Genomic DNA, 13132 nt, shown 5'->3' on the forward strand with positions numbered 1-13132 from the left:
ATCATGTTACAACCAAAGCGTACGAAATTTCGTAAAATGCATAAAGGTCGTAACCGTGGTCTTGCCATTGCGGGGAGCAAGGTAAGCTTCGGTACTTATGGCCTGAAAGCAGTTGGCCGTGGTCGTATGACCGCTCGCCAAATCGAAGCAGCGCGTCGTGCTATGACTCGTCACGTTAAACGTCAAGGTAAAATTTGGATTCGAGTTTTCCCTGATAAGCCAATTACTGAGAAGCCTCTTGAAGTGCGTCAAGGTAAAGGTAAAGGTAACGTTGAGTACTGGGTATGCCAAATTCAACCTGGACGTGTTCTTTATGAGATGGAAGGTGTTCCTGAATCTCTAGCACGCGAAGCGTTTGAATTGGCAGCGGCTAAACTGCCATTTAAGACAACCTTTGTAACTCGGACGGTGATGTAATGAAAGCGACTGAACTGAAAGAAAAAAGCGTAGAAGAGCTGAACGCAGAGTTGATTAACCTGCTACGCGAACAGTTCAACTTGCGCATGCAGCACTCAACTGGTCAACTTGAAAAGACTGATCAATTGAGAACTGTACGTCGTAACATCGCGCGTGTTAAAACCATTCTGACTCAAAAGGCTGATGCGTAATGACTGAACAAAAAGTTCGTACAGTGCAAGGTCGTGTGGTTAGCAACAAGATGGATAAAACCATTACTGTTGTTGTTGAGCGTTTTGTAAAACACCCTATCTACGGGAAGTTCATCAAACGTTCTACTAAACTTCACGCCCACGATGAAGAAAACGTATGTAACCAAGGCGACGTAGTCACTATTAGTGAATGTCGTCCATTGTCTAAAAGCAAAAATTGGACATTGGTTAGCGTTGTAGAAAAAGCTGGCGTTTAATCGCTGACTTTTCTTACAATTGAAAAAGCCGCTCTTGAGCGGCTTTTTTATTGCTTAAAATTCAACAATACAAAATTATGATGGCTGTGTGACGGTCAAATACAACTCGCTATAACTAGCCGCCATTTCCTTGGTACTGAAATGCCCTTTTACATGTTGATACAACTGATTGCCTAAGGTCTCTCGGGTTTGCTTATCATTTACCAGTGTAATCAGCGCATCGGCTATTTCATCTATATTCCCTGGCGTCACCATTAATCCCGTTTCATCATGCTCGATAATTTCTGGAATGCCGCCTACAGGTGTAGATACCACAGCACGCTTACAGGCTCCCGCTTGAAGAAGAATAACGCCCAAGCCCTCTGCATAAGCGGGGTGAACCACAATATCAACACTGGGCAGAATTTTGCTAACCTCATCGGTAAAGCCGCACAGATGCACGTGTTCGGTAAGCAAATGTCGTTCGATAAGCGCTTGATAGCTTTCTTTAAGATTCCCTTTGCCAAAGAGTAAGCAGCTTACTTTAGGGTTATTTTGAACCACTTTTTCCATAGCCAAAATAATATCGGCTTGGCCTTTACGAGATATAAGCTGAGCAAAGTTGGCAATAACTGTATGGTCTGACGGAATGGAAAAGGTTTCACTTAGCCAGGCTTTGTCCGCAGTCTTAGAGAACTCCTTAAAGTCGACTGATGAGTGAATAACCGGTTGGTGTTTTACCGCTTCACAGTGATGGCTCACTACATTAAATACGCCCTCGGAAATACTCGCTACAGCCGCAAACTGGCTGTATTTGTAGGTAGCAAAAAGTGACTCAGGATTATCTACTCGTCGGGTGCATATAGCGGGAATGCCGGTTATCTTTGCTACCATGGCGCCGAATACATCTGCCCCACGGCGGCTATGTACATGAATCACGTCGGCCTTAATTTTACGAGCGATGTTCACCATGCGTTTTACTGCAAATAAGTCGGTTTCTCCGCGATAGGAAATAGTATGTGTTTGGCAGCCCGAAAGGGCCAGCGACGCAATTTTACTGTCTTCTGGACATATTAAGTGGTTTTCGTAATCAAACTGACGGTTCAGTGAATCTAACAAGTAGACCACTTGTTTAGCGCCGCCGTACAGGTTTCGACCCAATTCAATATGCAAAATCTTTAAGCTCACAAGTATTCCTTCACAGTGGTAAAAACTTCTTCTGGGCGAATGGATGCCATACAGTCAAATGTACCATTACAGGTTGGTTTACGCTTGCATGGCGCACAGACTAGGCTTTTATATAATACATGAGTGTTGGCATTATCAGTATATGTATACGGACAGGTAGACCCAAAAAGAGCAACTGTAGGGCGAAGAAAAGTGACCGCCATGTGTGTTAGGCCAGTATCAACGCCAATAAAGGCTTCAGACTCTTTCACGGCCACGGCTGATTCTGCTAACGATATATGCCCCGCTAATGAATAAACATCACTATCATTGAAGGTTAGTGACTCTGCTTCACAGCTATCTGACGGGCCGCCTAGAATAACAATAGAGATATCACTGTGTTGACGAATCAAGGTGATAAGTTGCTTCCAGTGATTAATTGGCCAGTGCTTTTGCGGGCGGGTAGTAAAGGGGGCTAGTACAATATAATTGCTATTCACCGGCAGTGCATCTAGTGTGCGCCGTAACTGTAGTGTGGCAGCTTCCCCCATCTCGACACGTAGTTGGTAGGAGTTAGCGCCCATATGCTTTGCTAAAAAACGGTACTCGCTACTGATTTCTTCTGATATTGGTTTATCTATCGTGTCGGTCAAAAAACGCTGGCTTTGCTCTTTACTGTTAAAACCAATACGGTGGGCCGCGCCACTGAGATAGGCTAAAAAGGCACTTTTAAGTAAGCCTTGGGCATCAATGGCGTGGGTAAAGCCTTTATCGCGGAGTTGTCGCCTAAATGCCAGAACGGATTTGAACAAAGACCAATAGGCGCGCTTCTTACCAAACGCTTTCCATTCGCTTTTCGGCCATACAAGAATGTCATCTACAAAAGGGTGGTGCAGTATTAGCTCTGCATACGGTTTTTCGACTAACCAAGTAACTCGGGCATTAGGTAGAGCTGCTTTTATGCTGTACGGAAGCCCTGAGGCCATTACAATGTCACCAATAGCGCTAAGCCTGATTAAAAGTACGTTCGGCTGGGTTGCAGTAGAGCTCATAAAACTTACATGTAGACGAGTTATAATGGGTGAGTAAAACACATAATAACGTCAGTTTGATGACGACCTAGCATAGCGCTACGCTTTTCGTTTATTGTGTAGTTAGCCAGTCAGGCTGCCAAAGAATAACAATAGGAATTACTAATGATAAGAGGCGGTAAAGAAGCCGAATACAGACCTACATTACTAGAAGATGTCTGTCGCTGGCTTTACTCCTGTGTATTATTTTGCATTATCCCTTTCGCATTTATCCAGCTAATGCGCCGTGGTGCGACAAGAAATAAAGAATATAACCAGCGCCGGTTTGAACGATTCGGTTTCGTAGCTATACCCCCTAAAACTGGCGGTTACCTGTTTCACTGTGTTTCAGTTGGTGAAGTGGTGGCGGCATCTTGCTTAATAAAGCGCATCATTCAGGCTGAGCCAGATACACAAATTACGGTGACCACCACTACACCCACAGGATCGGCAAGGGTACGTGATATTTTTGGTAATACTGTGCATCACTTTTACTTACCCTATGACCTGCATACGGCCATGGCTGCAATGATAAAGCGCGTTAAACCTAAAGCAGTACTTATTACCGAAGTCGAATTATGGCCTAACTTTATACATGCCTGCTGGAAGCGTCACATACCGATAATGGTGATTAATGCGCGTATGACAGATAGGTCGGCCAAGCGCTACATGAAGATAAGTAAGCTATTTAGGCCGATGCTAAACAAACTTTCTCATATATGTACTCAAGGTCAACGTGATTACAATAATTACCTTGCACTCGGTATGCCTGAAACACGTATGACCCAAACCAATAATATTAAGTTTGACCAAGCTGCTAGCACAACGGATCAAAGCGTAGGGTTTATGGGCCTTTCACTAACAGATGGCCCAATATTAGTTGCTGGCAGTACCCACGATCTTGAAGAGCAAGCCATGATTGATGCCATAAAGATAATTGGCTCATCAAGTGCAGTTAATCTTCGCCTACTGTTAGTGCCTCGTCATCCAGAACGGTTTGATACAGTCGCTAAGCTTTTAGAGCAAAACGAACTTGAATACGTTCGTACAAGTAACATTGATGCTATATCCCCAGAAACTAACGTTATTTTGCTTGATGAAATGGGCAAATTAAATAGTGCTTATAGCGTTGCCAGTTTCGCGTTTGTAGGTGGCTCGATTGCAAATCGAGGTGGCCATAATGCGCTAGAGCCAGCCGCCTTTTCAATTCCCATAATGATGGGGCCGCATACCTATAACAACCCAGTAATTTGTGAGTATTTGGCAGAACGTGGTGCCCTTACCAAAATAGAGAATGCACAGGAAATTGCTCAGCAGTGTGAAGCTTGGATTAATAACCCGTTGAAACGAGAAGAAGCTGGAAAAGCCGGCCGTAAAGTTTTAGAGGAAAACAGTGGTGCATTGGATAAAACGTTAGCGGTTGTAAAACGTAATGTAGATTAGCCTTACCTATAAATATCAATTGGTTAATTTTAGCTCACCAAAATTGTGCGCGCATTGCACCAAGGTTTTTCTTTGCACTCCTGTGGCAGCTCTTTAATTTATCAATAAATATATAACTTGTTGAAAATAAAAATAAAATACAAAGTGGTCTGTTCTTTGCTTTTATAACGCCGACAGCGTAGTTACGGTAAAATATAAACAATTATGCTTCTCACGAAGAAGCACTGAATTACGCGTTCTCCAGGGAGATGCACCCTGCTTAGGCAGGGTGCCATCTTAACCCGCTAGCATCTTCTTACACCGCTTCACCTTCAGGTAAAATCAAACTAATTACTCGCCACCCAGCTTTAGGGTGAATGCTGTTTCCATTCACAAACGTGAAGCTTTTTCCTTCAACATCTATGGCTATTAATGGTGTAGCTCTATCGCCATACTTTTCATTGTATTGCGCAAAGGTGAACTCATCAGACAGTCGTGTGGTTTTCACGCTAGCATCGCGGGCAATTGCAGAGGCTAAATAGCCATAAGTCACACCTTCATCGAATAAGGTAAGACGTTTAGCGTATTGTTCGCTTACTTGGTGACTTGGACGGGTGGACTGTTCGTTACTTGTCAGTGCCCACACTTTGTCTTTGCCCATGGTATTTTCAAAGTGATACGCAATGGGGGGGTTAAGTTGTTTGTAAGGCGACATAATTAACACCGTACCAAAGCTGGCAATATCGAGATGACGGGCTGCATGATCTGACATAGGGTTACCAAAATATACCGGAATATCCATCATTCGTGCTTCTCGAATGGCATCCCAGTTGGTATCTGCAACGGTAACGCTTAGCTCTTGTTTAATCATTTCATCAGCAAGCATACGGTTAAACTTACTACCACCGAACATAAGGTAAGCGGTAGGGGCGGGGGCTCTTACTTTAAGCAACGTAGCGACACTTCGAGAAGTCAGGCTTTGTACCACTACAGTCGCGATAATCACAAGAAAGACCATAGGCACGATAACACCAGCACCCTCGTAGCCAATTTCCTCAAGCTTTAAAGAAAACAATGCAGATACGGCTGCTGCCACAATTCCGCGAGGAGCAATCCAGCTCAGCAAGGCGAGCTCATTAAGTTTAAGACCTGTGCCAATAGAAGATGCTGCTACCGATAATGGGCGTGCAATAAACATGATTGCGCCAAGTACAACAAGCGCTCCCCAACCAATGTCCGCAATAGATTGAAGGCTAAGACGGGTAGCAAGTAAAATGAACAAGCCAGAAATAAGCAGTACACTCAAGGTTTCTTTGAACTCTAAAATGTCTTCTACTTCCACGTTCTTCATATTGGCTAGCACCATACCTGTGATAGTGACCGCCAATAGTCCAGATTCATGTGCAACATAATTTGACGCTGCAAACACACCAAGAATAATAGTCAAAACCGCGGTATTTAATAAGTAATGCGGTATCCAATCTTTGCGAATAGAAAGTCCTAGCAAGTAACCCGAACTAAACCCTAGTAGGAAACCAATCCCGATGGTTTTGCCAAAGGTGATAAAGGTATGGGAAATCGCATTGCCTTGAGAGGCGACAATAAACTCAAATACCAATACGGCCAGCAGAGCGCCGATGGGGTCGATAACAATGCCTTCCCACCGTAAGATACTCGCTAAGTTAGATTTAGGTCGTACCGTACGCAGCATAGGCACAATCACAGTAGGGCCGGTCACCGTCACGATAGCACCGAATAAAAAGGAGAGTTGCCACGACAAGTCTAGGCTGTAATGGGCCGCCACTGCGGCTATAACCCAGGTGACTAATACACCCACACTACAAAGGTTACGTACCATATTGCCATGGCCCGCAATATCGCCAAACTTAAGGGTAAGGGATCCCTCGAACAGAATAATAGCAACGGAAAGCGATACAACAGGAAATAAAAGGTCGCCAAAAAGCGCATCAGCGTTAAGCACACCAAATACTGGGCCAACCACAATGCCTACAATCAAAAGCGGCAAAATGGCAGGTAAACGAACTTTGTACGCGAGGTATTGGCAGCTAATCGACAATAAGCCTACTGCTACCAAAGACATGAGTGGATCTGACAATGCGTGTTCCCTTATTTTATAATGCTAAGTGTATAGCCATACTTATAATGTTATGCGGCTCCATCATATAGCAACTTATCTACATGCCGACAGAGACTTTCGTATAAGCGCAATATAATTAAAACAGAGTTTAGTCCATGAGGGATCAATTCGCTTATATTCAACGTTGTCGTGGAAGGGGAAGCGTAGTATTTTAAGATTTCACTTATTACGCGCCAAAGAGCGCCTTATCAACGGACTATAAACGTTGCTTAATCACTCATTTTTACCTGTAGCAGTTGCTACGTTTTTTTCGCTCTCGCTACTTTCTGGTTGTGCTGCTTCATACCCTGAAGCTCAGACAAAAATATCAGTGGGTGAGTTAACGGTACTTCCTGATGTGTTGGAAGAAACGTCGGGGCTGTTTTGTAATGCATCAACACTCGTGAGTTTGAACGACTCTGGCAACAAGCCGGAACTGTTTCATTTATCTTATGAAGGTAAGGTGGTCGAAACCGATAGACTGGCGTTAGACAATATCGACTGGGAAGCCATTACGGCAAGTTCAACCCATTGGTACGTGGCGGATGTTGGCAATAACAAAGGCCGTCGTGAGAGTCTTACTATTTATAAGGTTAATAAAAACGACCTTAACGATATTGTGACGATGACAGTAACCTACGAAGGCAACGAGCCAAGTAGCAATATGCCTTATGCCCATGATTTTGATTCTGAGGCCATGGTGTATGCCAACGGAAAGCTAATTTTGTTCTCGAAAAGCTGGCGTACTGGCGTAGCCAAGGTGTATGAAGTTAACGAGTCTACTCAACCACAAACATTAACCGCGTTTGCGCACATTGAAGGTTTACCAGGCGTTATTACTGGCGCCGATTACGATGCCGCTCGAAACCTTTACGTGATTGTGGGCTATAAATCTGACCCTTTTGGTAACTTTGATACTTTCATTGCACAGGTTGATAGTCAGTTTGTTCCTATTAATATCTGGCCGTTACCTGCTTATAAACAAGTAGAAGGTGTATGTGTTGATGACAACGGCAATTACTGGTTTTCAGAAGAAGCTGCTGGGCATCGCAAGGCATCGCTTACCGAAGTTAAAATTATTCAAAAATAAATTCGTCTATATTTTAATCACTTGAAGGGGGTTAGCATAATGGCTAATTCCCACGCTTTACACTTCGTGGTTATATAAGTTCCTACTCTGCTTTTGCATATTAGGTCGGTTTAATGCGTAGATTCTCTCAGCTTATAGTGATGCTTACAGCGCTTCAAAGTGCATGGGTATCCATGTCTGCATCTGCTTCAGCGATAGAAGATGCTGAACAGTGGTTGAGTGAATATGTAAGTTTGGATGATACTTTTTCCATCGCCTTATCTAAAAACAAAATTCGATTTAAAGGCTGTAAGCAGAAGCAATATCAGTTAGTGGTTAATCAGCAATTCACTAAACGCTTCAATGTGGAAGCCATTGTGCACTATAACAAAGGCTTACTCGATTACGGCGTACTCGCTCAGCGGGTTAAAAGCCATGAATTTGAGGTGGTGAGTTGGTGGGATAAAGGAAGTTACCGGGTTGGGTTAAGCCACAAAATTCGTCCTGAACATGAAATTTCCATTCCTGTTGCTGAAGTGATTCAACTCCCTACCAGTACTACAGCAAGTGTGTATTTTGAAGTTCCGTTAATGGAAGAAAGGCACACGTTGACGGTTGCGGCTTCTAGAGAATCATGGAAGTCGGACAGTGCAACAATCCAGTTGCCGTGGAACGAAGCCCACGACAACCAAGTAAAACTTCAATACGCCATCGCATTTTAACGCCAATAGCATTTATCGTTTTATAATTTAAACTGACTTACTTCTTGAGCCAGTTCGTTGGCTAATTCGTCTAGCTTCTCGCTAACCCCTACCAACACATGTGTGGCATTAAGGGTTTCATCACTCGATGAACTTATCTCATTAATACTCCGGCTAATATCTTCAACGACGGTAGCTTGTTGTTCTGTGGCGGTGGCCACTTGGGTATTCACATCGTTAATCAGCACAATTTCCTCAGCAATTTTCTGCAGCAGCTTATCGATATCATCGGTAGCACCAACCACTTCTCTGGTTTGTGCTTTACTATCTTGCATTTGAGAAACAGCCGTTTTGGAGTCTAGCTGGAACTTATCAATCTTAATCTGAATTTCATCGGTGGCGACAGCTGCACGCTGAGCAAGAGTGCGAACTTCATCGGCTACAACTGAGAAGCCTCTTCCATGATCGCCAGCCCGAGCGGCTTCTATAGCGGCATTCAACGCAAGCAAGTTAGTTTGCTCTGAAATACTACGAATAGTATCAAGTATGCCGCCAATAGCCGCAGTGTGCTCATCAAGGGACTGAATAACCTCAGACACGCTTTCTACTTGGGTAGAAAGATTTGATATTGCGTGCACCGCTTTTTGCGTAAATAGTCGGCCTTCTTGCGAGCTTTCAGTGGCTCGATTCGCATTTTGCGCCGCGTAAGTAGCAGACTGTGCGACCTCGGTTACGGTGCTCCCCATTTCAGTTAACGCTGTTGCCGCCTGAATGGTTTGGTCACGCTGACTACGAGTAGAGCGTTCATTTTGCTGCGATTGGCTGGCTACTTCTTGAGCTGAGGCTTTTAGGGCTTGGCTAGTTTTCGCTACCGATGCAATTGTGCTGTGAAGGTGGTCAATAAAGCTATTGAAGCCTTCAACCAGTCGAGCGGTTTCTTTTTGTTCTGGTACGTCAATTCTTGAACGTAAATCGCCTTGCCCTTTTCCAAGTTGCTGAAAAATATCAGCCAGTGATTCGATAGGTTTTGTAAGGGATGATGCCAGCCAAATACCAAGCAATGCAAACAAGCCCGCGATAGCAATGGACCATAAAATGATTTGTCGACTGCCGGCATTTAACGAGGCATAAAGTTCTTGTTCTGGTACTTGGGCAATCACGTACCAACCGGATTTTTCTACATACGTACTAGCAAAAAGGACGTCATTTGAATTTACTTCACTGGTTGCCATCGCAAAGTCACGCTGTTGCAGTAAAGACCGCGACGCATCTGCGCCACTTATCGCGCTCAGTTTGGATTTTCCCAACAGGCTAGTATCAGGGTGAGCAATAATAGTGCCTTCGCCATCAACCAAATACACAAAACCGGTTTGGGCAATTTTTACCGCGTTAATGATGTCTAGTAACTCGTCCACTGACTTCGCGACACCAGACATACCGCGGCCTGCGGTTTGTTGGAAGTTTGCGAACAATCTATAACCTTGGCCAGGTTCGTTATACAAGCTAAGTGAAATTGGCGTACCACTATCACGGTAAGCGAAAAACCAGCCGTCGAATTCATCGTTTTTCAGCACTCGTAAAAAACCGTCTTGGTTCCAATACTTGGTGGTTTTTCTATCGACGAAAGAGGCAACAGTTAAGTCGTTGAAATTCACGATGTCGTTCAGATAAGCGATAAGTCGCCTTTCACCGGAACTATCAGCGCCTGCTTCCGACCAAGCTAATATGTCAGGGTTGGATGCTATGCCATGGGCAACAGAAAGCATCACACTGGCTTCTCTGTCTACCTGATTACCTATTTGCTTCAACAGTGAAGGAAGCTGAAGCTGCTCCATGTTCTCTTTTACTAAGTCTCGGGCTATCCATTGGCTAATTGAACCTACCAAGATAGAGGCTGCCAAAACGGCCACCATTAGTGAAATAATCAGTTTTTGTTTAATACTCAAAGTCATAACTTCCGACCATATTTTGACTGCTGAAATAACGACGCTGCACTGCAGGCACAGTCACGTCTTGGGCGTTGGGTTATTACTGCTAGCGTCTACGTAGCTGCTTAGTTGCAGGTTATTAATCACTTCATGAAACACGAGGAGAGGTAGTGCGCACTAGTTTTTTTATTATTGTATTTATATCGGCTGACTATCGCGAATTATTATACTTTCGACGTATAAAAGCCGACAAGATGATTTTGAGGTTAAATTGACCGAAAGGTCAAGAAAAAGCCGCGAAATGAGATGATTTTTTCAATATCGCGGCTTCTTTAGAGCGGTTTAGCGATTAATCTTCGCTTTTATCTTCAGGGATAGGAAAGCCTCGGTCGCGCATTAATGCGTCAACTTTGGCATCGCGGCCGCGGAATTTGCGATAGGCTTCTGCTGGGTCCATCGCATTACGAACTGAAAAGAGGTACTTCACTAAGCGATCACCCACTTCTTTGTCGTAAAATCCACCCGGTGCTTCCATAAAGGCTTCTGATGCATCAGCCGTCAGTACCTCTGCCCACATATAGCCGTAATAGGCTGCGGCATAACCTTCACCCGAGAACACGTGACCAAAGTGAGGTGTGCGGTGACGCATAACAATCTCTTCAGGCATACCGAGTTTTGTAAGCTCTTCACGTTCAAAGGTATCTGGCTCAATATTAGCTGGATCAGTAGTATGGTACTTCAAATCCATAATGGCAGAGGCCATATACTCAGTGGTTTTGAAACCCTCGTTAAAGGTTGATGCCTTTTTAATCTTAGCAACAAGTTCAGCAGGGATAGGTTCACCCGTTTCATAATGTACTAAGAACTGATTAATGACTTCGTCGGTGGTTAACCAGCGCTCTAACAGTTGCGACTGGAACTCAGTGTAATCACGTACACCCGAGTGCGAAGAAGGGTATTTCACGTCAGCAGATAAGAAATGCAGTGCATGACCAAATTCGTGGAAATAGGTTTCTGCATCATCAAATGAGATGAGTGTGGGTTCGCCCTCAGCCCCTTTAACGAAATTAGAGTTGTTAGAAGATAGCACCGTCTTTTTACCATCGAAGGTTGTTGATGAGCGATACGTCGTTGCCCATGCGCCCGAGCGCTTACCTTTGCGTGAGAACGGATCTAAGTACCACAAACCAATGTGTTCACCAGAGTCTTTGTCGGTCACTTCCCATACTTTAACGTCTTCGTGGAATACCGGTACTTTACCTTCTTCTACAGGCGTAAAGTTGAAGTTAAACAAACGACCAGCCACATAGAACATAGCATCGCGAAGCTTATCTAACTGCAAGTATTGCTTCACTTCGTTCGAGTCTAGGTCGTACTTCGCTTGGCGAACTTTTTCTGCATAGAATCGATAATCCCAAGGCTCAATAGTGATATCGGCGCCTTCAGCATCAGCAATTGTTTGCATATCGGCCACTTCTTGCTCAACTCGGGCAATGGCTGCTGGCCAAACCTTCATCATTAGATCCATAGCGTTTTCAGGGTTCTTCGCCATACGATCTTCTAAACGCCACTGAGCATAGTTTTCATACCCAAGTAGTTCTACGCGCTCATCACGCAATGTGAGAATGCGTTTAATGATTTCGTTGTTATCAAACTCATCAGCGTTGTCGCCACGGCTGTAGTAGGTGTTCCATACTTTTTCGCGTAGCTCACGGTTCGTAGAGTACGTGAGGAAAGGATCCATAGATGAACGGGTATTAGTAATTGCATATTTATCCGGCTCACCACGGCTTTGGGCCGCAGATTTAGCACCTTTTACAAAAGACTCAGGCAAGCCACCTAGTTGGTCTTCAGTAATATACGTTACGTAATTTTCTTCATCCGCCAGTACGTTATTTGAAAACGACGTATATAGGGTAGCTAACTCTTCGTTAATGGCGGCATAGCGCTTTTTCGCTTCACTGTCTAAGGTGGCGCCATTGCGTGCGAATTCGTTGTAGGTCATCCAAGCAATGCGCTGTTCTTCTTCGGTTAATGTCGATAGTTCATCTGACTCATAAACCGCTTTAACACGTTCGAACAACTTTTCATTTTGTGTGATTTTGGTAGAAAATGCTGACAACTTGGGCGACATTTCTACTTGAATAGCACGAAATTCAGGGCTTGATTTATTCGCACTCCAAATGCCGTAGTAACGAAATACGCGGCTAAGCTCGCTACCTGAACGTTCCATCTCCACAATAACGTTTTCAAACGTAGGTGGCTCAGGGTTATTGGCAATCGCATCAATCTCTTTAAGATTGAGTTCCATTGCTTTTTCAAGGGCAGGCTTTAGGTCTTCCAGTTTCATTTTATCGAAAGCGGGAACGCCGCCGTACGGGCCTTTAAATTCTTGCAGTAGCACATTGTCGGACTGCTGAGTTTCTGTTGCGGCTGCTTCAGTAGTGTCTACGGAAGTTGTCTGAGGGGCTTTTTGCTCAGAACAAGCACTAAGTGCAACCACTACCGCCATGGCGGTAAGTGACGTTTTAAATTTTCCCATTATTTTTTCCTGTCTTATTATGGTTATGTTTTCTTTTGTTGTTTCTTGACGTGAGGGTGTGTTGACCTTTGATTTAGTCTGCTGGATAGCTTTACGATTGATACGCTTCCATTAAGACCAAAACTTCTACAGTAAAGGTTTACATACCCAAGTAAAGCAAATCAATTTCACCGATTGAAGTGCTAATTAAAATCACACACATTCAATACTATGCCATTGTAAAACTAACTTAAATGTCTCTTAACGTATTAA

At 44.0% G+C, this 13132-nt stretch carries 11 protein-coding genes; 6 read left to right on the top strand and 5 right to left on the bottom strand.

Annotation, left to right across the window (positions count from 1 at the left end; all coding sequences use genetic code 11):
* The first annotated feature begins 3 nt into the window (after positions 1-3).
* Genes rplP through rpsQ form a run of 3 tightly spaced genes read left to right on the top strand, consistent with a single transcriptional unit; the run spans position 4 to position 865 of the window.
* Positions 4-417, top strand: coding sequence for a 50S ribosomal protein L16 (gene rplP / locus AVL57_RS01800; protein WP_013785728.1), 414 nt, complete (start codon positions 4-6; stop codon positions 415-417).
* Positions 417-608: a 50S ribosomal protein L29 gene (gene rpmC / locus AVL57_RS01805; protein ID WP_013785727.1), complete on the top strand. Its 192-nt coding sequence runs from the start codon at positions 417-419 to the stop codon at positions 606-608. The genes rplP and rpmC overlap by 1 nt, the downstream gene beginning before the upstream one ends.
* Entirely contained in the window at positions 608-865 is a 258-nt protein-coding gene (rpsQ, locus tag AVL57_RS01810) for a 30S ribosomal protein S17 (protein ID WP_013785726.1), read from the top strand. Before rpmC ends, rpsQ begins: the two co-directional genes overlap by 1 nt.
* A gap of 75 nt (positions 866-940) precedes the next feature.
* On the opposite strand, the gene AVL57_RS01815 is transcribed toward rpsQ, so the two are convergent.
* Both AVL57_RS01815 and AVL57_RS01820 read right to left on the bottom strand, forming a co-directional pair.
* A complete protein-coding gene (locus AVL57_RS01815; RefSeq protein WP_057794453.1) occupies positions 941-2032 on the bottom strand; it encodes a glycosyltransferase in 1092 nt (363 codons plus the stop codon).
* Complete coding sequence (locus AVL57_RS01820) at positions 2029-3063, bottom strand: glycosyltransferase family 9 protein (protein ID WP_057794451.1); 1035 nt, start codon at positions 3061-3063, stop codon at positions 2029-2031. The genes AVL57_RS01815 and AVL57_RS01820 overlap by 4 nt, the downstream gene beginning before the upstream one ends.
* Before the next feature lie 144 nt (positions 3064-3207).
* On the opposite strand from AVL57_RS01820, the gene AVL57_RS01825 reads away from it, so the two are divergent.
* The gene (locus tag AVL57_RS01825) at positions 3208-4524 is read left to right on the top strand and encodes a 3-deoxy-D-manno-octulosonic acid transferase (RefSeq protein WP_057794450.1); all 1317 of its coding nucleotides are present in this window, start codon (positions 3208-3210) and stop codon (positions 4522-4524) included.
* A 295-nt stretch (positions 4525-4819) separates the two neighbouring features.
* Here the strand turns inward: AVL57_RS01825 and AVL57_RS01830 are convergent, their stop codons facing one another.
* On the bottom strand, positions 4820-6619 hold the full coding sequence (locus AVL57_RS01830; RefSeq protein ID WP_057794448.1) for a cation:proton antiporter: 1800 nt from the start codon (positions 6617-6619) through the stop codon (positions 4820-4822).
* Between the two features lie 247 nt (positions 6620-6866).
* Here AVL57_RS01830 and AVL57_RS01835 point away from each other — a divergent pair, with 247 nt between their 5' ends.
* Both AVL57_RS01835 and AVL57_RS01840 read left to right on the top strand, forming a co-directional pair.
* Positions 6867-7730, top strand: coding sequence for a YjiK family protein (locus AVL57_RS01835; RefSeq protein WP_057794446.1), 864 nt, complete (start codon positions 6867-6869; stop codon positions 7728-7730).
* 113 nt (positions 7731-7843) lie between these two features.
* The gene (locus tag AVL57_RS01840; RefSeq protein ID WP_057794444.1) at positions 7844-8431 is read left to right on the top strand and encodes a hypothetical protein; all 588 of its coding nucleotides are present in this window, start codon (positions 7844-7846) and stop codon (positions 8429-8431) included.
* Positions 8432-8451: 20 nt separating this feature from the next.
* Here AVL57_RS01840 and AVL57_RS01845 read toward each other — a convergent pair whose 3' ends face one another.
* On the bottom strand, positions 8452-10362 hold the full coding sequence (locus AVL57_RS01845; protein ID WP_057794442.1) for a methyl-accepting chemotaxis protein: 1911 nt from the start codon (positions 10360-10362) through the stop codon (positions 8452-8454).
* A gap of 325 nt (positions 10363-10687) precedes the next feature.
* Positions 10688-12880, bottom strand: a complete 2193-nt coding sequence (locus AVL57_RS01850; RefSeq protein ID WP_057794440.1) for a M3 family metallopeptidase — start codon at positions 12878-12880, stop codon at positions 10688-10690.
* Positions 12881-13132: the final 252 nt, after the last annotated feature.

Origin of the sequence: Alteromonas stellipolaris (assembly GCF_001562115.1) — a bacterium.
Classification (GTDB): domain Bacteria; phylum Pseudomonadota; class Gammaproteobacteria; order Enterobacterales; family Alteromonadaceae; genus Alteromonas; species Alteromonas stellipolaris.

Coding starts and splice junctions, on each gene's coding strand:
- rplP (WP_013785728.1), top strand. CDS start 4: ATGTTACAACCAAAGCGTACGAAATTTCGTAAAATGCATAAAGGTCGT.
- rpmC (WP_013785727.1), top strand. CDS start 417: ATGAAAGCGACTGAACTGAAAGAAAAAAGCGTAGAAGAGCTGAACGCA.
- rpsQ (WP_013785726.1), top strand. CDS start 608: ATGACTGAACAAAAAGTTCGTACAGTGCAAGGTCGTGTGGTTAGCAAC.
- AVL57_RS01820 (WP_057794451.1), bottom strand. CDS start 3,063: ATGAGCTCTACTGCAACCCAGCCGAACGTACTTTTAATCAGGCTTAGC.
- AVL57_RS01825 (WP_057794450.1), top strand. CDS start 3,208: ATGATAAGAGGCGGTAAAGAAGCCGAATACAGACCTACATTACTAGAA.
- AVL57_RS01840 (WP_057794444.1), top strand. CDS start 7,844: ATGCGTAGATTCTCTCAGCTTATAGTGATGCTTACAGCGCTTCAAAGT.
- AVL57_RS01845 (WP_057794442.1), bottom strand. CDS start 10,362: ATGACTTTGAGTATTAAACAAAAACTGATTATTTCACTAATGGTGGCC.
- AVL57_RS01850 (WP_057794440.1), bottom strand. CDS start 12,880: ATGGGAAAATTTAAAACGTCACTTACCGCCATGGCGGTAGTGGTTGCA.